Here is a 20,555-nt window from a genome sequence, read left to right as displayed (position 1 = left end):
CCTTTGTATATATAAATTCTATTAAATAAACATAAAATTTATGACAACAAAAAAAGAAGTCATAAGACTCCTTATCTATTTCCATCTTTTCCATTGTACTATAAATAAAATACCTGCTAAAAATAATGCACTTCCTATACCTATATATACTGGCGACCAGTATATTGGTTTTACAAATGAACTTTCTCTAATAGTTATACCTAATGTCATCATAACAGCCATTATTATATAGCTTTTAGTGTCAAAGAATGAAAATATACATAGTTTTTCTTTATCTTTATCAGCTATCCTATCTCTATGTTTATTAACTAATTTTTTAAATATAAAATTAAAGAATATATAAAATATCACTATAGATACTATTATTGATATTATAACTTTGCTTCTTAAACTTAAAAATACATCAAGTCCAAGTTTTAAAACCATACCTCCTGCTAAAATCCATACTATTCCTGCTATTAATAGTAGATTTTTCTTATAACATCTTGGTGTTAAATTTTCCATATTAAGTCTCATCTCCATCAATTATTCTAGCTTTTTAATTATACCCTTATATTTTTATATAAAACTTTAGATACAAAATATTTTCTATACTAATTTAATTTATGATACATTAAGATTTTGAGTACTTACTTTTATATCTTACAAAAAAAACAAGTAAAGTAAATAATCCTTATAATTAAAAATAGACTTTCTACGTTTGTAGAAAGTCTATTTTACTAATATTTCTTTAATACTATAGATGCATTATGCCCACCAAACCCTAGTGAATTTGATAATGCATATCTGACTTCTTTATTTCTTCCTTTATCTAATACATAATCTAGGTCAAGTTCTTCATCTACATTTTGAACATTTACTGTAGGTGGTATAAAGTTATCTTTTATACTCATAGCACAAACTATAGCTTCTATCCCACCTGCTGCTCCTAATAAATGTCCTGTCATAGATTTTGTTGATGACACGCATAAGTCATATGCATTTTCTCTAAATACTGTTTTTATAGCTTGCGTTTCAAGCTTGTCATTGTAGTAAGTAGATGTTCCATGTGCATTTATATAGTCAACTTCTTCTATAGGAACATCTCCGTCCTTTAGAGCCATTTCCATAGAACGAGCTGCTCCTTCACCGTTTTCAGCCGGTGTCGTCATATGGTACGCATCTGCTGTTAATCCATATCCTACAATTTCAGCATATATATTAGCATTTCTTTTTAAAGCATGTTCTAATTCTTCTAGTATTAAAACTCCTGAACCTTCTCCCATTATAAATCCATCTCTATCTTTATCAAATGGTCTTGATGCAGCTTTTGGATCATCATTTCTAGTCGACATAGCCTTCATATTACAAAATCCTGCAAATGCAAGCAGAGTTATAGGAGCTTCACTTCCTCCTGCCACCATAATATCTGCATCGCCTCTTTGTACTATCTTAAAAGCATCTCCTATTGAATGTGTTCCTGATGCACAAGCTGTACATACATTTGTATTTGGTCCCTTAGCACCTAAAAATATAGATACTTGACCTGATGCCATATTTCCTATCATCATAGGAACTAAAAATGGACTTACTCTTTTATTTCCTTTTTCTAAAAGAGTTTTATGTTGTTGTTCTATAGTTTCAACTCCACCTATTCCTGTTCCTATTATTACACCCATACGATCTTTATTTATAGAATCTAAGTTTAGTTTTGCATCTTCTACTGCCATTTTTGATGCAGCTATAGCATATTGAGTAAATTTATCTAATCTTTTTATTTCTTTTTTATTTATATATTCCTCTGGATTAAAATCTTTTACTTCTCCTGCTATTTGAGTTTGGAAAGTACTAGCATCAAATCTAGTTACAGTATCAATTCCGCAAACACCAGCTTTTATATTTTTCCAAAAGTCTTCTTTATTATTTCCAATAGGTGTAACACATCCTAAACCAGTTATTACAACTCTCTTTTTCATAGAGAAATACCTCCACTATTTATTAGCTTCTATAAATTTAACTATGTCTCCTATAGATTTGAAGTTTTCTGCTTCTGTATCTGGTATTTCCACTCCAAATTCATCTTCTAAAGCCATTATTATTTCTACTGCATCTAATGAGTCAGCTTCTAAGTCCTTCATTAATGAAGTCTCCATTGTTATTTCCTTATCTTCTACGCTTAATTGCTCTCTTATTATTTCTACAACTTTTTCAAACATTTTTATTTCCTCCTAATTTTTACTTTTCAAAATTTTCAATCTTTTTATTTTGCAACTATACATACATAAAGTTTACTTTGCTAATATCACTAACCATATAACTTCTTATCTACTAATTTAAATCTATTTTCAAATGATTTATAACAAAGTTTTTAATTTATTAACAAAATTTATAAGTTTTTATTATTGCATTACCATTCCACCGTCTACGTTTATAACCTGACCAGTTATATAACTAGACATATCACTTGCCAAAAATACTACTGCATTAGCTACATCTTCTGGTTTCCCAAATTCTTTTTTAGGTATAGTGCTTAACATGCTATTTTTTATATCATCACTTAATACTTTTGTCATATCAGTATCTATAAATCCTGGTGCTACTGCATTTATATTTATATTTCTTGATGCAAGTTCTCTTGCTGTTGATTTTGTAAATCCTATAACTCCTGCCTTAGATGCACAGTAATTCGCTTGACCTACATTTCCTATTACACCTACTACAGATGATATATTTATTATTTTTCCATATTTATTTTTCATCATAGGTCTAGTAACTGCCTTAGTACAATTAAATACACCTTTTAAATTTATATCTATTACCTTGTCAAAATCTTCTTCCTTCATTTTCATAAGTAAGTTATCTTTAGTTATGCCTGCATTGTTTACTAGTATATCAACTCTACCAAATTCTTTTATAGTTTTATTTATCATTTCATTAACTTCTTCAGACTTTGATACATCACATTTTATAACTATACATTTTACACCTAAATTTTCTATCTCTTCTTTTGTTTTTAATGCTTCTTCTTCTTTTGATGTATAGTTTATAACTATATTAGCTCCATTATATGCAAGCTTTTTAGCAATCTCTTTTCCTATACCTCTAGACCCACCTGTTATTACTGCTATTTTATTTTTCAGATTTAACATACTATCTCTCCATTCTTATAGATCTCTACAAATTCTTCTAAAGAATCCATATTCTCTATATTATAAATATTTACATTTTTATCTATATTTGAAGATATCTTCTTTATAAATCCTTTTAAGGTTTTTCCTGGGCCTATTTCTATAAATGTGTCATAACCTTCATTTATTAATTTTTCTATTGAATCTTCCCAAAGTACAGAAGAACTAACTTGTGATATAAGTAAATCCTTTCCTTCATCTTCATAGTATTTTGCATTAACATTTGATACTACACTTACCTTAGGTTTTCTTATGTTTACTTTATTTAGCTCTTTAGATAATTTTATTCCTGCTTCTTTTAGCATTGATGAATGAAATGGACCACTAACATTTAACTTAACAGCTCTTTTGGCTCCATTTTCTTTTAGTAATCTTATAGCTTCATCTATCTTATTATTTTCTCCTGATATAACTATTTGACCTGGAGAATTATAGTTTGCTACTTCAACAACTCCATCATCTATATTATCTATTATGCTTTTTAGCTTATTTCTATCTAACCCTAGTATTGCAGCCATAGCTCCTTTGCCTACTGGGACAGCTTCTTGCATAAATGATCCTCTTTTTTTAACTAAAGAAACAGCATCATCAAAATCAATAGCATCTGTAGCTACTAATGCACTATACTCTCCTAATGATAATCCTAAACATGCATCATATTTTAAGTCTATTTTTTCATTTAATGACTTTAAAAGAGCTATACTATGAGTAACTATTGCTGGCTGAGTATTTTCTGTTTTAGCTAATGTTTCACCATCACCTTCAAACATTATACGTTTTAAATCCATGTCTAAAGCTTCACAAGCTTTATCTATAACTTCTTTAGCTATATTATCATTTTCATATATATCTTTTGCCATACCTACATACTGACTTCCTTGTCCTGGAAATACTAATGCTATTTTACCCATAAGCCACCTCCTGCTTTATAAATCTATGTTTGGCATTATCTCTTTAACTTGGTTGACTATATCACCTATAATTTTTTTACAAGGCTTAATATCTTTTACTATAGATGCTATTTGACCAGCCATAAACGATCCATTTTCAATGTCCCCATCTATAGTAGCCATTCTTAAAGAGCCTACACATTTTTTATCTATTTCTTCTGGATTTATTCCCTCTTTTTCCATACTAAGGACTTCTTTTGATAATTTATTTTTAAGAGTCCTAACAGGATGACCTGTACTTCTTCCTGTTACTATAGCATCTCTATCCTTAGATTTTATAATCATATTCTTATAATTTTCATGAACACTACACTCTTCACTACATATAAATCTAGTTCCTATTTGAACTCCTTTAGCACCTAAAGCAAGTGCTGCAACAACGCCTCTTCCGTCTGCTATACCACCTGCTGCTATAACAGGTATATTAACTGCATCTGCAACTTGCGGCGTTAATACCATAGTAGTTAATTCTCCTATGTGCCCTCCAGCTTCTGTTCCTTCAACTATAACTGCATCTGCCCCTAGTTTTTCCATTCTTTGAGCTAATGCTATCGTTGGAACTACTGGTATAACTTTTACATTTGCTTTTTTGAGCTTTTCCATATACTTTGCTGGGTTACCTGCTCCTGTTGTTATCACAGGTATATTTTCTTCTATTACCAAATCTATTATTTCATCTGCAAATGGAGATAATAGCATTACATTTACACCAAATGGCTTATCTGTAAACTCCTTGCATTTTCTTATTTCTTCTTTTATTATTTTCTTTGGTGCATTACCACCTGCAATAATTCCTAATCCACCTGCATTTGAAACAGCACTTGCTAAATTAGCATTAGCAACCCATGCCATTCCGCCTTGTATTATAGGATATTGTATATTTAATAATTCACAAATTTTATTCATCATTTCCTCCTTATATACTCCACTTAATAACTGAAGCTCCCCAAGTAAGTCCTCCTCCAAAACCAACTAAGACTATATTATCACCCTTTTTGATTTTAGAGCTTCTGTATGCTTCATCCATAGCAACGGGGATTGATGCTGCAGACATATTTCCGCATTTGTGTAAATTTACATAAACTTTATCCATACTTAACTTAAGTCTTTTTGCCGATGCCTCTATTATTCTTATATTTGCTTGATGTGGTATAAGATAGTCTATATCATTAGTGTCCAAACCTGCCATTTCTATAGCCTTTATGGATGCATCTCCCATTATTCTAACTGCAAATTTGTATACGTCATTTCCTGCCATTTTTATAGTGTGAAGATTATCCTCTACAGTGCTTTTACTAGCTGGAAGCCTAGATCCTCCAGCTGGTATATTTAGGAAGTCTTTACCTCTTCCATCTGCACCAAGGTAAGTAGATAGTATTCCACCATCATTTACTTTACCTATAATAACTGCTCCTGCTCCATCTCCAAATAGGATAGAAGTACCTCTATCAGTATAATCTAAAACCCTTGAAAGTACTTCTGATCCTATTACCAAGATGTTTCTATAGCAGTTAGTTTCTATAAATTGTTTAGCGATAGTTAATCCATATACAAAACCTGAACATGCAGCTGATATATCAAAAGCACAAGCATTAACTGCACCTATTTTTTCTTGTACTAAGCATGCAGTTGATGGAAATGCCATATCTGGTGTAGCAGTTGCTACTATTATAAGATCAATTTCACTTGCTTGTAAATTTGCACATTCCATAGCTTTAAGCGCTGCCTTTACAGATAAATCTGATGTTGATTCATTTTCATCAGCTATTTTTCTTTCACTTATTCCTGTTCTAGTTTTTATCCATTCATCACTTGTATCTAATATTTTTTCAAAGTAAGAATTATTTAGTACCTTTTTGGGTAGATAACTTCCTACGCCCAATATACCAGCTTTTTTGTTCATATATAAATTAACCCTCCATACGAGTTTATTTTATTCTTCGCTTTCTTTATTAACTACTACAAAATCTTTTATATCTTGTAGCACGTTTCCTTTAGCAAATTTTATTCCTTGATTTATGGCATTTTTTATAGCTCTTGAATCTGAACTACCGTGTGCTTTTATAACCCCTCCATTAACTCCTAATAAAGGTGCTCCTCCATATTCAGCATAATCCATAAATGATTTTAATTTTCTTAGGTCATCTTTTAAAAGCATTGCTCCTAATTTACCCTTTGTACTTGATAAGAATGTTTCTTTTAAAAGTCCCATTACAGATATTGCAACACCTTCTGCTGATTTTAGAAGTATGTTACCTGTAAATCCATCACAAACAATTATATCTGTATAATCATTTATTACATCTCTTGCTTCTACATTTCCTATAAAGTTTAAGTCTATACTTTTTAATTCTTCATAAGCTTTTTTTACTAAGTCATTTCCTTTTCCTTCTTCTATTCCTACATTAGCTAAGGCTACCCTAGGATTAGAAAGACCTAAAACCTTTTTAGCATATATATTACTCATAGCTGCAAACTCTACTAAGTTTCTTGGTTTGCAATCTGCATTAGCTCCACCATCAGCTATAAGAGTCATTCCTTTTTTAGCATTTGGTATAGCTGGACATAAACAAGGTCTATCTATACCTTTAATTCTACCTACTACAAATAATCCCCCAGCAAGTAATGCTCCTGTATTTCCCGCTGATATAACCGCATCTGCATATCCTTCTTTTACAAGTCTAAGCGCAACAACCATTGATGAATCTTTTTTAGATCTTATAGCTTTTACTGGCTTATCTTCATTTTCTATAATTTCTGTTGTATGAATTATTTCAAGTTTTTCTTTATCAAAATCATATTTTGAGAATTCTTTTTCTAATATTTCTTTATTTCCAGTTATTACTATATTTATTCCATATTCTTTTATTGCATTAACTGCACCTTCTACATTAGATTGTGGTGCATTATCTCCACCCATACCATCAATTACTATTCTCATACCTTCTCCTCCTAATCTAATTCTTCAAATATAAATTTTCCTCTAAATATTTGTTCTTGTGCTTTATTATTAATGACAACTTTGACATAATGCTTTGTACCTACATTTTTGTAAATTTCAGCCTTTGCTATAAGTCTATCCTTTTGTTCTATTAATTTCAAACATTTAACATTTGCAAACCTCATTATTACTTTTGGTGCATCTACTATAGCCATTGCTAATGAGTCTGCCATAGAAAATATATATGTATCCTTTAAAGTATTAGTTTTAGAATAGAGCATATCTTCTGTAATTTCTAGCATAGATATTCCTAATTTCCCTACTGATAAATCGATTATTTCTCCTGTAATTTCTTTAATCCCAAGAGTTTTTACCTTTGAACTTTCTGCTTCTGCAATATTTTTTACTCTCTCTCTAAGTTCAGGTATATTCAGACTCATTCTATCTAGCCTTATAGTTTGAATACTAACTTCAAATAGACTAGCTAACTCTTCGTCTGTATAAAAAGGGTCAGCCTGTAACATTTCTATTAATTCCTTTTGTCTTTGGGCTTTACTTTTCTTTTTCATATTACCTCCAAGTTTTTATAGCTGTAATTAGTACCAGCTACTAATAGTAGTATATAGTATCACAATAAAATTATCAATACTTTTTTATTATTTTTTGTTTAAACAAAAAAAACATGTAGAGTAATCTACATGTTTTTAGAAGTTATTATTCAGATACAACTTCTTTACCTTTATAATATCCACAGTCTGGACATACTCTATGTGGTAATTTTGGCTCATGACATTGTGGGCAACTTACAAATCCAGTTGCTACCATTTTAGAGTTAGCTGCTCTTCTCATTTTAGTTTTTGATTTAGATGTTTTACGCTTTGGTACTGCCATTTACGCCACCTCCTTAGTCGTTTTTAAATATATCTTTTAATTTAGCAAAACGGGGATCAATATTCTCCTCGTCGTTCGCAGTTTCAGTGCAAGAACAATTTTCTTTATTAAGATTTGCTCCGCATCCTTGACAAAGTCCCATACAATCTTCATCACAAAGAACTCTTGGTGGTATTTTAAAGTCTAATGTTTGTTGTATAAGTTCTATAATATCTACAACTTGTCCATCATAGATGAATGCATCATCATCTTCAAAACTATCTTCATCATAGTCTTCTTTTACTAAAAAACCATTTATAGAGTATTCTATTGGTACTTCGACATCTTCTAAGCATCTTGAACATTGATCAAGAATTGTAAAATCTACATCTACATCTAGGTATAATCCATTTTTAGTAGATGATATTTTACCATTTAAATTTATTGGTGAAACTAACTTATAGTTGTTATCACAATAACTAATAGTATCAACTTTTTGAGAAAAATTCAAGTCTAATTTGTCAGTTTCTCTTCTTATTAATTTATCTAGACTGATTTGCATTGTATTCACCTCAATCCACTACCAATTTATTATACAAATTTAGTAGATGTTTGTCAAGTATTTTTACTTGATAGATATTTTGAAAATGTTGTAAGACATAGTTTAAGGTAGGCTTTAACCTACCTTAAATATATTATAACCTATTACAATTATTTTACTAATGCAACAGTATCTCTTGCTATCATTAACTCTTCGTTAGTTGGTATTAATAATATCTTAACTCTAGAGTCTTCTGTAGATATTACTCTTTCTTTTCCTCTAACTTTGTTAGCTTCTTTATCTAAGTTCATTCCTAAGAATTCCATGTTAGAAGCTATTGATTCTCTTATTTCTATACCATTTTCACCAACACCAGCAGTAAATACAACAGCATCAACTCCGTTCATTTCTGCAGCATAAGCTCCTATGTATTTTTGAACTCTTTGAACGTATGCATCTAAAGCAACTTGAGCTTTTTCATCACCGTTTGAAGCAGCTCCTTCTATATCTCTAAAGTCACTAGATATACCAGTCATTCCGTATACACCTGACTTTTTGTTCATTAAATCAGATAATCCTTTAGCATCTAATCCTTCTTTTTCCATTAAGAATGGTAATATAGCAGCATCTATATCTCCACATCTAGTTCCCATTATTAATCCTTCAAGTGGAGTGAATCCCATAGATGTATCAACACACTTACCACCATCAACAGCAGCTATAGAAGCTCCATTTCCTAAGTGACAAGTTATTATCTTAACGTCTTCTATGTTCTTTCCAAGCATTGCAGCAGCTCTTTGAGATACATACTTGTGAGAAGTTCCGTGGAATCCGTATCTTCTTACACCGTACTTAGTGTATAATTCATGAGGTAATCCGTATAAGTAAGATTTTTTAGGCATAGTTTGGTGGAAAGCAGTATCAAATACTCCTACCATTGGTACACCTGGAAGTATTTCTTCACAAGCTTTTATACCCATTATGTTAGCTGGGTTGTGAAGTGGTGCTAATTCTACACACTCTTCTAATGCAACCATAACTTCGTCAGTTATCTTAACTGAACCAGCGAACTTTTCTCCACCGTGAACTACTCTGTGTCCTACAGCTTCAACTTCGCTTATTTCTTTAACTCCACCGAATTTAGCATCAACAACACCGTCTAATACTAACTTTATAGCATCTTGATGGTTTTTCATTGGTTGTTCTATTATTAATTTACCTTCAACACCATCTTTTTCTTGCTTAAGTATAGAACCTTCTATACCTATTCTTTCAACTAATCCTATACATAAAACTTCTTCATTTGACATATCTATTAATTGATATTTTAATGAAGAACTACCACAGTTTAATACTAATACTTTCATTAGTATACCTCCTTAAAATTTTATGAATAATATGTAAAAAGCCTTTTAGGCTAACATTTACAATTTACTTTTTGTATACAGTAAACATTCTTTAACACTAATTAATATATCACTTTTTATTATAAAAGTACAGTACATTATCTATTTATTTGAAAATTTATTAAATTTAGTTCATAAATTAAAAACATAAGTTTTATTATATATAAATAGTATATTGACTTTATTTAATATATTTTATATTTATATATTTACTTCATTTTAATATTTTTACTTAACATAGATTATTTTTCTCTATTTGTTATAATATTATAATATATTATTTAAATTATTTTTTACAATATAGTTATATTTCTACATATATTGTAATTACTCTATTATAATATTAACACAAGGAGAATCATTATGAATATACTTGGAGTAATAGTTGAGTACAATCCATTTCACAATGGACATTTACACCATTTAAATAAATCTAGACAGCTAACAAAAGCTACTCACACAGTCGCTATTATGAGCGGAAATTTTTTACAAAGAGGTGAACCAGCCTTATTTGATAAATATACTAGAGCTTCTATCGCAGTTGAAAATGGTGTAGATTTAGTTCTTGAACTTCCTACTTTATATGCTTGTCAGTCTGCTGAAATATTTGCCCACGGTGCAATAACAACTTTAAATTCATTAAATTGTATAGATTCAATTTGTTTTGGTAGCGAAGAAGGAAGTATTGATGTTTTGTATACTATAGCTAAAATACTAGTTGATGAGCCAAATGAATTTAAAGTAAATCTAAAAAAATACTTAGATGAAGGTATGCTTTATCCTAGTGCACGTAGCATGTCTTTATTTGACTATATATCTAAACATAATTTGATAGATATATCAAAAGATAAACTTTTAAATGTATTAAATTCCTCTAATAACATTTTAGGTCTAGAATACATAAAATGTCTACTAAAATTAAATAGTAATATAAAACCTTTTACGATTTCTAGAGTACAAGCTTCATACAACTCTGAAAATATAACTAGTAGTATTTGTTCTGCTACTGCCATAAGAAAATCTTTAAAAGATTACAATGATTTATCACTTATAAGTAATGTAGTTCCTAGCCAAACTTATAATATACTTAATGAAAAAATTAATAATAATTTTTTACCTATGTTTGATGAAGCTTACTTTGATATTATAAAATCTATTGTAGCTAGAGATATTAGTATATTAGATAAATATTTTGAAGTTAACGAAGGAATAGAAAATAAAATATACCAAAATATATTTAGGTCTAATTCTCTTGATGAACTTCACTTATCTATAAAAAGCAAAAGATATACATTAACTAAAATAAAAAGAACTCTTAATAATATACTACTTGGAATAACTAAAGAAGATATAAGTTACGTTAAAGATATAAATGCCGTTCCTTATATAAGAGTTCTAGCTTTTAACGATAGAGGTCGGGAAATATTAAAAGCTATTAAGAAAACTTCTGAAGTAAATATAGTAAATAAATTATCTAAAGCGTCATTTTCTATGAATGATAAATTATTTAAGACTTTGCTTGATTATGATATAAGATCGAGTAACATATATAATTTAATTTACTATAAAAACAATCCTGATTTATTAAAGGGTCCTATGGATTATTATATATCTCCTATTTACATTAAAAATAATAAAAATTAAAATCTATTTACAAATAAAAAAGCACAGTTTATTCTGCGCTTTTTTATTTAGTTTAAATTAGTATATTTTACTTGGATTTAATATATTTTTATGATCAAAAGCAGTTTTTATACTTTTTATAAGATCCATATAAGACTCACTTTGAGATTCATGTAAATATTCTTTTTTAGCATAGCCTATTCCATGTTCTCCTGAGACTTGCCCTCTAAGTTCTCTTGATTTTTCATACATACAATCAAAGCTTTCTTTTAATTTTAACTTCCAAGTTTCATCATCCATACCATCTCTTAATGTATAAACATGAAGATTACCGTCTCCTGCATGCCCAAAACTCTTTATTCTTACATTTAATTCTTTTTGTAAATCATGAGTATATCTTATAAAATCAGCAACTTTATCTCTAGGTACTACAACATCACATTCGTCCATTTCTGTTGTAGATGCTTTTATAGCTTCTAAAAATGCTCCTCTTGCTGACCATATAGATTCATTTCTTTCCTGTGTATCAGATATAAATACATCATATGCCCCATTTTTTAAGCATAAGTGGGCAACTTTTTCATATTCTTTTTCTATATCTTCTTTACTATTTCCATCAAATTTTAATAGTAGATACGCATCTGAAGTATTATCAGGGAAAGACTTTCCTAAAAATTCTTCTGCTGCAAGTATTACATCTCTTTCCATAAATTCTATCGCTGTTGGTATTGACTTTGATTTTATTATTTTAGGTACAGTTTCTATTGCTGTCGGTAAGTCTTTAAAAGGAATTAATAAACTTATATCTTTTTTAGGAAGAGGTAAAAGTTTAAGTATTGCCTTTGTTACTATTCCTAATGTACCTTCTGAACCTACAATCAAATCTTTTATACTATATCCAGAACTATTTTTTACTACTTTTCCTCCTATATTGACAATATCACCATTAGGAAGTACAACTTCAAGTCCTCTTACATAGTCTCTTGTAACTCCATATTTAACAGCTCTCATTCCCCCTGCATTAGTGTTTATATTTCCACCTATTGTGGCACTTTTTTCACCTGGATCTGGCGGATAAAATAAATCTCTTTCTTGAACATATTGTCCTATAGTCATCAAAAGCACTCCTGGCTCTACTGTTAATGTTAAATTTTCTTCATCTAATTCTAATATTTTATTCATTTTGCTTAAATTAATCATTATACCACCATGAATTGCTACAGAAGCACCAACAAGCCCTGTTCCTTGTCCTCTTGGTGTTACAGGTATATTATTTTTATAGGCATATTTCATTATTTTAGATACTTGTTCTGTATTATATACATTAACAAGTACTTCTGGATATTTTTCCACTCCTCCTAATTCATCATGTGAAAAATCTTCACTTATATCTTCGCCTGCAAAGACTTCTTCTTCTCCACAAATATCTATTAAAAATCTAATATCATCATTATCTATTTTTTTATACATAGCTATTCCCCCTATTCTTCTACGGATAATGCCACTTCTAATTGCTTTTGTTCTATTTTTTCTATTAATTTAGGAACAATCTCATATATATCACCTACTAATGCTAAATGAGCAACATCAAATATCGGTGCTTTTTCATCTTTATTTATTGCTACTATGTAATCAGAACCTTGCATACCTGCTACAAACTGAACAGCCCCAGATACCCCACACGTAATTATAAGTTTAGGTTTTACAGTTCTTCCACTAAGACCTATTTGTCTTCTTGGGTCTATCCATCCAGCTTCTATTAATGGTCTTGTTCCTGCAACTTGTGCTCCTAGTCTATCTGCTAATTTATATATCATATCCATATCATCTTGCTTTTTAATAGCCCTACTTGCAACTACTATAACTTCTGCTTCTTCAAGACCTACCTCTTTCGTTTTAGGTTTACTATCTAATACATTTATATTTGATACTAATTTTTCCTTACTAATACTACATAATGTTATCTTTCCATTTGGACTTTCAACTTCTTCTGGTGCTGAGAATATTTTATATCTTACTGTAGCAAACTGTGGTCTATTATTTGGAGTATGAATATGAGCCATTATATTTCCTCCAAATGCTGGTCTTATTTGATCTAAATCTGTATTTTCTTGAATATCAAGTATTGTACAATCTGCCGTAAGCCCCGTTTTAAATCTAGCCGCAAGTCTTGGTGCTAAAGATCTTCCAAGTGTAGTTCCCCCTACTAACATTATCGTAGGTTTTATATTATTTATAAAATCTTCAACTGCTCTAGAGTATGGCTCTATTCTAAAATGTTCAAATTCTGGATTATCATAAACAAATACTTCATCTACTCCATAAGATATTAATTTATCACATTTATCTTTTATATCTTTACCTACAAATACACAATATACTGGATGATTTACTTTCTTAGCCATTTCACGAGCCTTACCTATAAGTTCATAAGTTACAGGATGTATATCTCCTTCATGGTGGTCTACATATACAGCTATTCCTTTCCATTCCTCCTTTTTTATCTCTTTTTTTAGATTTTCTACAAATTCAAAAGCTCCTTTTGGTCCCTTTTTAACACAAATCTTACACATTTTACAAGCTGAATTTATTTCTATTTTTTGGTCAATTAATTCTATGGCATTAAATGGACACAATTTTAAAACTTCATCTATATTATCTATTTTCTCTTGATTTATTACTATTTTAGCCATATAAATCCCCCCCTTATATTAACTTTAACTCCTTAAGTTTATTTGCTAACTTTTCACTTATTTCTTCACTACTTCCTCTTAAAACTTCTTTTTCATTATTAGAAGTTGGAGGGAATATTCTTAATACTTGGGTTGGCGAACCATTAAGTCCATAATTGTTTTCATCTTGATCTTCAAAGTCACTTAAACTATACATAGGTATTTCTCTATTTTTAGTATCTAGTTTTAATTTAAAAGAAGGTAATCTCGGTTCATATATGCCCTTTTCAACAGTTATTAAACATGGATAATTTATTTCACATTCTTCTAATGTATTTGGCATATCACACTCAACTACTATACTTTTATCTTTAATTTCTATTATTTTAGTTACATTTGTAATATGTGGTATATTTAAAAATTCAGCTATTTCTGGTCCAACTTGAGCTGTATCTCCATCAGTAGTTTGCTTTCCACATATTATTAAATCTGGATTTCCTACTTTTTTTATACCTTGAGATAGTGTATAAGAAGTTGCAAGTACATCAGCACCTGCGAATTTTCTATCACTAAGTATAGCTCCCTCATCTACTCCCATCATAAAACTTTCTTCTACAATTTGTTTTGCTTGTGGTGGTCCCATTGTCAATACTTTTAAAGTCGCACCTTTTTTTTCTTTTATTTTAAGTGCTGTCTCTAATGCGTATAAATCATATGGATTCATTTTAGAATCTACACCATCTCTTTTAAGCACACCTGTTTTTTCATCTACTTCAACTTCAGAAGTTCCTGGAACTTGCTTAATACATGTTAAAATTTCCATACTTTATCCCCCTTAACTATTTAACTATTACAGATACTCCATCAGGAATAACTACAACCTTTGAATCCCTTCCCTTTATATGAAATGCCATATTTAAAGCATCTTCAAAGTTTGATGCATGCTTCATATGCATATTCTCTATCATATCTTTATCACACTTATCTGTAACCATTATAACAGTGTAATTTTCAAGTATTCTAGCTAATATTTGAAACTCCCATTGGTCAGGTACAGTATCTCCTCTACTTACCTTTCTTACCTTTTCTAAAACTTCTTTTGGTGATTTAGCATTTGCTATATTATCGTAAAAAGATTGACCTCCATGACCATCATTGCAGGCAGATATCATAATTATTACTCCCCCTTTATTACAAGTAGCTTCTGCTGCGGTCATTCCTTTTACAGACTGATATATATTTTGATCAAGAGGATACCCTCCATTAGTACTAACAACTATATCAGCTTTATGAGATTTAACTTTAGATAACGCTGTTACAAATTCACATCCTTTTTTATGTGCTTTTTCTACATCTCCAGCAAAAGATGCTATAACTTTTTTGTCCTGGTCTATTACAACATTTAGTATAAAAATAAGATTTGATACTTTAGCTGCATATACCATATCCTCGTGAATAGGATTATTTTGTAGTGTTCCAGTTCTGGCATTTTCACTATCTATAAAGTCACTACAGTGGTTATACATTATAGTTTTTGCTGATGCTATGCCTGGTAATATACTTTTTCTACCTCCTGAAAAACCTGCAAAGAAGTGGGGTTCTATAAAACCTTCTGCTATTAATAAATCTGCTTCTTTAACTAGTTTATTTAGATATAAATCTCCACCAGATGGCAATACTCCCATTTTTTCCATTTGAGAATCATCAGTTGATATATGCATTACTATTTCTTCATTCTCTACTATTTCCTCACCCATTTTATAAATTAATTCTTCTTTTGTACTTTCTCTATGAAACCCTGTAGCAATTAATATTTTTATACTTGCATCTTTATTTACTTTTCTTATTCTTTTTAAGATTATTGGCATAGTAACTTTACTTGGTACAGGTCTTGTGTGGTCACTAGTTATTATGACTATACTTTTTTTATCTTTTGCTAATTCCTCTAATTTCTTAGAGCCTATTGGATTGTCTAATGAATTTTCTACTATTTCTTCTTGAGTGCTATTGACTTTATATGTATGTGCTTTAGATTGAAGTGTCATTAAAAAATTTTCATCTGGAATATTTAAAATCATTCCCTCTTTAGAATACGGAACTTTTAAAGTAGGCATATTTTCCCCCCTTATATTTTTATATCTGTATATAACTTCCAAAATAAACTAATACTCCTAATATTACTACATATCCTAAACAAAACTTAAGAGTTGAGTTTAAAATTTTACCTTCTTTTCCTATTAATCCAGTAGCAGATGTTGCTATAGCTATGCTTTGAGGCGATATCATTTTTCCAGCTGTTGCCCCTGCAGTATTTGCTGCTGCTATCCAATATGGGTCTATGCCTAAAGATGTAGCTGATTGAGATTGCAAGCCACCAAATAATATATTTGCTGATGTGTCACTACCTGTTACAAATGTACCTATTGAGCCTAAAAGTGGTGATATTACAGGATAAAATGATCCAGTTATTGCGCTTAGCCCAAAAGATATTGATGCCGTCATTGTGCTGTAAGACATAAGTTTTGATATAGCAACTATAGATGTTATAGTTATAAAAGATTTAGATAATTGTTTTACAGTTCTTATAAATACATTTATCATAGTAGATACTTTTACTCTTTGTATTAATCCACCTATAAATGTAGCAACTATTATTACAATACCCGGTGTATTTATCCATATAAATTCAGTTGTTGCTGCTCCTTCTCCTGTGTATATTTTAAATTGACTTGCAAATCTAGCTAAAAATTCATTTATAGATGTGAACAATGGACTTGCTGCTAAAATTAAAACACATAGTAATATGTATGGAAGCCAAGCTAATATACCCTCTTTTGTACTTACACTGACTTTTAATGCTACACTTCCTTTTATTCTATTTTCTTCTTCTGACATATCTTTTCTTTTATTCATTGCTTTTGCCATAAGAATTGTAATTAGCATACTACATAAACTTCCTATAAGAGCAGGTAATTCAGCTCCTAGATACTTTGCTACAAATATTTGAGGTAATGCAAATGCTACCCCTGATGCTAAAGTTATTAAAAATACTCCTTTTAATGCTTTAAGGCTTTTCTTTGTTAAAATTACTAATACAAAAGGTATTACTATTATGAATGGTGCTAATTGAATTGCTGTTAAATAACTTAATCTCATTACGTCTAGTCCCGTCACTGATGCTAATGTACTTACAGGTATGCCTATTGCTCCAAAAGCTGTTGGTACTGTATTAGCTATAAGACATATTATAGCTGCAAATATGGGATTAAATCCTAAAGATGCTAATATACTTGCTGGTATTGCAACTGCTGTGCCGTATCCTGCAACAGCTTCTAAAAAACCTCCAAATCCCCAAGCTAGTATAAGCACTTGTATTCTGTCATCTGTTGTAATACTAGATAACATTTTTTTCATAGTATCCATAGTTTTAGTTTCAACTGCTAAATTATAAGTAAATAGCGCTGCAACTATAACTAAAAGAATTGGCCATAATGCAACTAATACTCCTTCTATAGATGCCGTAATAGCATCTACAAATGGCATTTTCCAAAATACCATAGCTATAATAAATGTTAATATAACTGTTGCAAAGCAGGTTTTATGTGCTGGTAGTTTCATTATCCCTAAGGATACAATTAACCATATTATCGGTATTATAGCTATTAAAAATAATACATACTCGTTCATCAAGTACCTCCTATATATTTTATTTTATGTCGGTAACTTGAATGATGGTCAGTGGTATTACCACTTATATTTTATATAATATAAGAGATATTTATAAACCGCAATAATTGATTGAAAATTAACAATTTTCAACCAATAGTTTTTATATAGCTTTCTCTTATATTTTCCATATGTCTTTTCATCTCTTCATAAGCTAATATCGGATCATTTTTGCTTATTCCTTCATATATCCTTCTATGATTTTCAAATAATAGTTCTTCATCTCTATAATTTTCTATAATTTTTTCTCTTGCATCTTCTATAAACCTTTCAAATAGTTTAGATGATGTTATAAATACACTTTCTATAAGATAATTTTTACTTATAGATGCTATTTTATTGTGAAATCTTTGATCAAGTTGGATTATTTTCTTACTATTGTATTTTTTCATACTATTTTCTTTTCCCATTGCACCTATTATATTTTTTAATTCTTTACAGTCTTCTTTTGTTGCTTTTATTGCTGCTATTTTTACGGTTTGTAATTCTAATACTTCTCTTAGTTCCAATACATTTTGCCATGTACCTTCATTTAATTTAAATACCATAGATAGAGGTTCTATTAGTGACTTTTCTATATTAGTACATATAAAGTTTCCATCGCCTTGTTTGCTTTCAACCACCCCCATAGTCTCTAATACCCTTATTGCTTCCCTAATAGATGTTCTACTTACACTCATCTGCTCTGATAATTCTCTTTCCGATGGGAGCTTATCTCCTTTTTTTAATTCCCCATTTAAGATTTTATCTTGTATTTGTTCTATTACAAGTTCATAAACTTTCTTATTTGAAATATTAACAAACATGATATCCCCCTTAAATTTATATTATTTATATATTTTTTCTCATATATATCTTCTTCCTTAAATATACTTGTCTTATACTATATATTTTATTAGGTGATGCTTATGAAGAAAAGAAAAATTATATGTTTTTTTGTTCCTATCTGTATCGTTTTATTAATTATACTTGGAATAATTATTTTTCCTAATGATTCCTTAGAGGCTGCTAAGGAAGGCATAGAAATTTGGACCACAATACTAATACCTTCTTTACTTCCATTTATTATAGGTGCAAACTTGATTGTTGATTTAAAAATCGTTGATATAATTGGGTTTATAATTAACCCTTTTACTAAGTTTATCTTTAATGTTTCTGGGAAAAGTGCCTTAGTCTTTCTTATATCAACAGTTTCTGGCTATCCTGTAGGTGCAAAACTTGCCTCAGAACTTAGGCTTAATTCTCAAATTTCTAAGGATGAAGGGCAAAGGCTAATTTCTTTTTGCTCTACATCTGGGCCACTATTTATAATAGGTGCTGTAGCAACTGGTATGTTTAAACATCCCAATCTTGGTTATTTAATGATTATTTGCCATTACTTAGGGTCTATATCTATAGGATTGTTTTTTAGAGGTTACGGTAAAGATATTGTTTCTAGTTCATCTATATCCCTAAAAGCTAATATTAAAAATACAATAAATACTCGTTTCTCTAATGGTCAAGGCTTTTTTGTTCTATTTGGAAATGCTGTAAATAGTGGTGTTAATACACTGCTTATGATTGGCGGTTTTGTAATAGTATTTTCAGTGATTTTTAAGGTACTTACATTATTTAAAATAGTTGATGTCATTGCTTTTATCTTATATATTCCTCTATCTCTGTTAGGATTTACAAAAGAACTTTGTTACGGTCTTATAAGTGGCTTATTTGAAATAACTATAGGTTGTAATAAAATATCATCTGTATCTAATGTTTCAGAAGCTTTAAAAGCCTCTCTAGCTAGTTTCTTAATAGGGTTTAGTGGTATTTCTATACTTGCCCAATGTTGTACCTTTATATCAAAAACAGATATTAGCGTACCTATATACATATTAAGTAAATTTTTTCATGGGATTATATCAGGGATTCTTACATTTTTACTATATCCTTTAATAGAATCAATTTCACTTGTTTCCAATTTCTCTAACACTTATAATTATATCTACCATGGTAGTGTATCTAATTTTTATTTGTCTAATTACAATACAGTACTTTTAGTAATATTTATAGTTTATATTTTAAATCTTCTTTCAAGGCTAGAAAAGATCACTATAAAAAAAGAAAGCTAACACTTTCTTTTTTTATAGCATTTATATTATTGTTCTGGATTTAACTCTAATCTATCTCTTGATATTTCTTCTAGTAAATCCTTTATATTATGTTCTAAACTTAAAAGTACATTATCAGCATACTCTATAGATCCAAGTCTTATTTCACCTGCTATTCTTTCTGCTCTTGCTATCATTTCTTTAGCTTGTAATTCTGCTTTTTGAATAGGTTCACTTGATTCTAAGTAAGCATTTAAAATTTCATCAGAATTTTTCTTTAACTCTTCTACTTTTTCATTGTACTCATCTTGTATTCTTTGTGCTTCCTTTTTAGCTTGTTCCACTAATTCTTGTGCTTCTATTTTTGCATCATTTATTATTTTGTGTCTTTCTTTATTAATCCATGTTGCTTGCTTTACTTCTTCTGGAACTAATGATTTTATTTCACCTATAACACCTAATACTTCATTTTTATCTATACCAGACTTTTGAGAAAAAGGTATTGAAGATGCATTATTTATCATACTTTCTAATTCATCTAACAATTCAATTATTTCTAAATCTACATACAT

General features: G+C 29.8%; 21 protein-coding genes. 2 read left to right on the top strand and 19 right to left on the bottom strand.

What is annotated here, in order from left to right:
* Window positions 1–75: 75 nt before the first annotated feature.
* From I4U66_RS04090 to I4U66_RS04035, 12 genes are all read right to left on the bottom strand, one after another.
* Complete coding sequence (locus I4U66_RS04090) at window positions 76–504, bottom strand: hypothetical protein (protein ID WP_092924420.1); 429 nt, start codon at window positions 502–504, stop codon at window positions 76–78.
* A gap of 215 nt (window positions 505–719) precedes the next feature.
* Complete coding sequence (fabF, locus tag I4U66_RS04085; protein WP_195928516.1) at window positions 720–1,955, bottom strand: beta-ketoacyl-ACP synthase II; 1,236 nt, start codon at window positions 1,953–1,955, stop codon at window positions 720–722.
* A 15-nt stretch (window positions 1,956–1,970) separates the two neighbouring features.
* A complete protein-coding gene (gene acpP, locus I4U66_RS04080; RefSeq protein WP_092924416.1) occupies window positions 1,971–2,195 on the bottom strand; it encodes an acyl carrier protein in 225 nt (74 codons plus the stop codon).
* Window positions 2,196–2,378: 183 nt separating this feature from the next.
* Window positions 2,379–3,128 (bottom strand): 3-oxoacyl-[acyl-carrier-protein] reductase, encoded by a 750-nt coding sequence (gene fabG, locus I4U66_RS04075; protein WP_166505855.1) that lies wholly within the window; start codon window positions 3,126–3,128, stop codon window positions 2,379–2,381.
* Window positions 3,122–4,078 carry an ACP S-malonyltransferase gene (gene fabD, locus I4U66_RS04070; protein ID WP_166505856.1) on the bottom strand — a complete coding sequence of 319 codons (957 nt, stop codon included), beginning with the start codon at window positions 4,076–4,078 and terminating at the stop codon, window positions 3,122–3,124. The genes fabG and fabD overlap by 7 nt, the downstream gene beginning before the upstream one ends.
* 15 nt (window positions 4,079–4,093) lie before the next feature.
* Window positions 4,094–5,023: an enoyl-[acyl-carrier-protein] reductase FabK gene (fabK, locus tag I4U66_RS04065; RefSeq protein WP_092924410.1), complete on the bottom strand. Its 930-nt coding sequence runs from the start codon at window positions 5,021–5,023 to the stop codon at window positions 4,094–4,096.
* 10 nt (window positions 5,024–5,033) lie between these two features.
* Window positions 5,034–6,020 carry a beta-ketoacyl-ACP synthase III gene (locus tag I4U66_RS04060; RefSeq protein WP_092924408.1) on the bottom strand — a complete coding sequence of 329 codons (987 nt, stop codon included), beginning with the start codon at window positions 6,018–6,020 and terminating at the stop codon, window positions 5,034–5,036.
* A 30-nt stretch (window positions 6,021–6,050) separates the two neighbouring features.
* Window positions 6,051–7,058 carry a phosphate acyltransferase PlsX gene (gene plsX / locus I4U66_RS04055; protein ID WP_092924406.1) on the bottom strand — a complete coding sequence of 336 codons (1,008 nt, stop codon included), beginning with the start codon at window positions 7,056–7,058 and terminating at the stop codon, window positions 6,051–6,053.
* Between the two features lie 11 nt (window positions 7,059–7,069).
* Complete coding sequence (fapR, locus tag I4U66_RS04050; RefSeq protein WP_092924404.1) at window positions 7,070–7,627, bottom strand: transcription factor FapR; 558 nt, start codon at window positions 7,625–7,627, stop codon at window positions 7,070–7,072.
* A gap of 145 nt (window positions 7,628–7,772) precedes the next feature.
* On the bottom strand, window positions 7,773–7,949 hold the full coding sequence (gene rpmF, locus I4U66_RS04045; RefSeq protein WP_071119670.1) for a 50S ribosomal protein L32: 177 nt from the start codon (window positions 7,947–7,949) through the stop codon (window positions 7,773–7,775).
* Window positions 7,950–7,962: 13 nt separating this feature from the next.
* The gene (locus I4U66_RS04040; RefSeq protein WP_092924402.1) at window positions 7,963–8,490 is read right to left on the bottom strand and encodes a YceD family protein; all 528 of its coding nucleotides are present in this window, start codon (window positions 8,488–8,490) and stop codon (window positions 7,963–7,965) included.
* A gap of 149 nt (window positions 8,491–8,639) precedes the next feature.
* Window positions 8,640–9,836 (bottom strand): acetate/propionate family kinase, encoded by a 1,197-nt coding sequence (locus I4U66_RS04035; protein WP_092924400.1) that lies wholly within the window; start codon window positions 9,834–9,836, stop codon window positions 8,640–8,642.
* Window positions 9,837–10,238: 402 nt separating this feature from the next.
* Here I4U66_RS04035 and I4U66_RS04030 point away from each other — a divergent pair, with 402 nt between their 5' ends.
* On the top strand, window positions 10,239–11,519 hold the full coding sequence (locus I4U66_RS04030) for a nucleotidyltransferase (RefSeq protein WP_092924398.1): 1,281 nt from the start codon (window positions 10,239–10,241) through the stop codon (window positions 11,517–11,519).
* 57 nt (window positions 11,520–11,576) lie between these two features.
* Here the strand turns inward: I4U66_RS04030 and I4U66_RS04025 are convergent, their stop codons facing one another.
* The 6 genes from I4U66_RS04025 to I4U66_RS04000 form a co-directional block, all read right to left on the bottom strand.
* Complete coding sequence (locus I4U66_RS04025) at window positions 11,577–12,968, bottom strand: FAD-binding oxidoreductase (RefSeq protein ID WP_092924396.1); 1,392 nt, start codon at window positions 12,966–12,968, stop codon at window positions 11,577–11,579.
* Between the two features lie 11 nt (window positions 12,969–12,979).
* On the bottom strand, window positions 12,980–14,191 hold the full coding sequence (locus I4U66_RS04020) for an electron transfer flavoprotein subunit alpha/FixB family protein (RefSeq protein ID WP_195928515.1): 1,212 nt from the start codon (window positions 14,189–14,191) through the stop codon (window positions 12,980–12,982).
* Between the two features lie 13 nt (window positions 14,192–14,204).
* Window positions 14,205–14,993, bottom strand: coding sequence for an electron transfer flavoprotein subunit beta/FixA family protein (locus I4U66_RS04015; protein ID WP_092924391.1), 789 nt, complete (start codon window positions 14,991–14,993; stop codon window positions 14,205–14,207).
* A gap of 16 nt (window positions 14,994–15,009) precedes the next feature.
* Window positions 15,010–16,284, bottom strand: coding sequence for a nickel-dependent lactate racemase (gene larA, locus I4U66_RS04010; protein ID WP_092927404.1), 1,275 nt, complete (start codon window positions 16,282–16,284; stop codon window positions 15,010–15,012).
* Window positions 16,285–16,303: 19 nt separating this feature from the next.
* Window positions 16,304–17,857, bottom strand: coding sequence for an L-lactate permease (locus I4U66_RS04005; protein ID WP_092924388.1), 1,554 nt, complete (start codon window positions 17,855–17,857; stop codon window positions 16,304–16,306).
* A gap of 128 nt (window positions 17,858–17,985) precedes the next feature.
* Window positions 17,986–18,702, bottom strand: a complete 717-nt coding sequence (locus I4U66_RS04000; RefSeq protein ID WP_092924385.1) for a FadR/GntR family transcriptional regulator — start codon at window positions 18,700–18,702, stop codon at window positions 17,986–17,988.
* 102 nt (window positions 18,703–18,804) lie between these two features.
* Between I4U66_RS04000 and I4U66_RS03995 the strand changes: the two genes are divergently transcribed.
* Window positions 18,805–20,004: a sporulation integral membrane protein YlbJ gene (locus I4U66_RS03995; protein WP_092924383.1), complete on the top strand. Its 1,200-nt coding sequence runs from the start codon at window positions 18,805–18,807 to the stop codon at window positions 20,002–20,004.
* A 26-nt stretch (window positions 20,005–20,030) separates the two neighbouring features.
* On the opposite strand, the gene I4U66_RS03990 is transcribed toward I4U66_RS03995, so the two are convergent.
* Window positions 20,031–20,555 (bottom strand): hypothetical protein, encoded by a 525-nt coding sequence (locus I4U66_RS03990; RefSeq protein ID WP_092924379.1) that lies wholly within the window; start codon window positions 20,553–20,555, stop codon window positions 20,031–20,033.

The organism is Romboutsia sp. D33t1_170424_H2, from assembly GCF_015669105.1.
Lineage (GTDB): Bacteria > Bacillota > Clostridia > Peptostreptococcales > Peptostreptococcaceae > Romboutsia_C > Romboutsia_C hominis.
Note: the sequence above shows the minus strand (reverse complement) of the source record. Positions and strands in the feature narration are given on the sequence as shown.

Coding starts and splice junctions, on each gene's coding strand:
- fabK (WP_092924410.1), bottom strand. CDS start 5,023: ATGAATAAAATTTGTGAATTATTAAATATACAATATCCTATAATACAA.
- fapR (WP_092924404.1), bottom strand. CDS start 7,627: ATGAAAAAGAAAAGTAAAGCCCAAAGACAAAAGGAATTAATAGAAATG.
- larA (WP_092927404.1), bottom strand. CDS start 16,284: ATGCCTACTTTAAAAGTTCCGTATTCTAAAGAGGGAATGATTTTAAAT.
- I4U66_RS04090 (WP_092924420.1), bottom strand. CDS start 504: ATGGAAAATTTAACACCAAGATGTTATAAGAAAAATCTACTATTAATA.
- I4U66_RS04005 (WP_092924388.1), bottom strand. CDS start 17,857: ATGAACGAGTATGTATTATTTTTAATAGCTATAATACCGATAATATGG.
- I4U66_RS04060 (WP_092924408.1), bottom strand. CDS start 6,020: ATGAACAAAAAAGCTGGTATATTGGGCGTAGGAAGTTATCTACCCAAA.
- fabF (WP_195928516.1), bottom strand. CDS start 1,955: ATGAAAAAGAGAGTTGTAATAACTGGTTTAGGATGTGTTACACCTATT.
- acpP (WP_092924416.1), bottom strand. CDS start 2,195: ATGTTTGAAAAAGTTGTAGAAATAATAAGAGAGCAATTAAGCGTAGAA.
- I4U66_RS04035 (WP_092924400.1), bottom strand. CDS start 9,836: ATGAAAGTATTAGTATTAAACTGTGGTAGTTCTTCATTAAAATATCAA.
- I4U66_RS04025 (WP_092924396.1), bottom strand. CDS start 12,968: ATGTATAAAAAAATAGATAATGATGATATTAGATTTTTAATAGATATT.
- I4U66_RS04030 (WP_092924398.1), top strand. CDS start 10,239: ATGAATATACTTGGAGTAATAGTTGAGTACAATCCATTTCACAATGGA.
- I4U66_RS04020 (WP_195928515.1), bottom strand. CDS start 14,191: ATGGCTAAAATAGTAATAAATCAAGAGAAAATAGATAATATAGATGAA.
- I4U66_RS03995 (WP_092924383.1), top strand. CDS start 18,805: ATGAAGAAAAGAAAAATTATATGTTTTTTTGTTCCTATCTGTATCGTT.
- I4U66_RS04040 (WP_092924402.1), bottom strand. CDS start 8,490: ATGCAAATCAGTCTAGATAAATTAATAAGAAGAGAAACTGACAAATTA.
- fabG (WP_166505855.1), bottom strand. CDS start 3,128: ATGTTAAATCTGAAAAATAAAATAGCAGTAATAACAGGTGGGTCTAGA.
- I4U66_RS03990 (WP_092924379.1), bottom strand. CDS start 20,555: ATGTATGTAGATTTAGAAATAATTGAATTGTTAGATGAATTAGAAAGT.
- rpmF (WP_071119670.1), bottom strand. CDS start 7,949: ATGGCAGTACCAAAGCGTAAAACATCTAAATCAAAAACTAAAATGAGA.
- I4U66_RS04000 (WP_092924385.1), bottom strand. CDS start 18,702: ATGTTTGTTAATATTTCAAATAAGAAAGTTTATGAACTTGTAATAGAA.
- I4U66_RS04015 (WP_092924391.1), bottom strand. CDS start 14,993: ATGGAAATTTTAACATGTATTAAGCAAGTTCCAGGAACTTCTGAAGTT.
- plsX (WP_092924406.1), bottom strand. CDS start 7,058: ATGAGAATAGTAATTGATGGTATGGGTGGAGATAATGCACCACAATCT.
- fabD (WP_166505856.1), bottom strand. CDS start 4,078: ATGGGTAAAATAGCATTAGTATTTCCAGGACAAGGAAGTCAGTATGTA.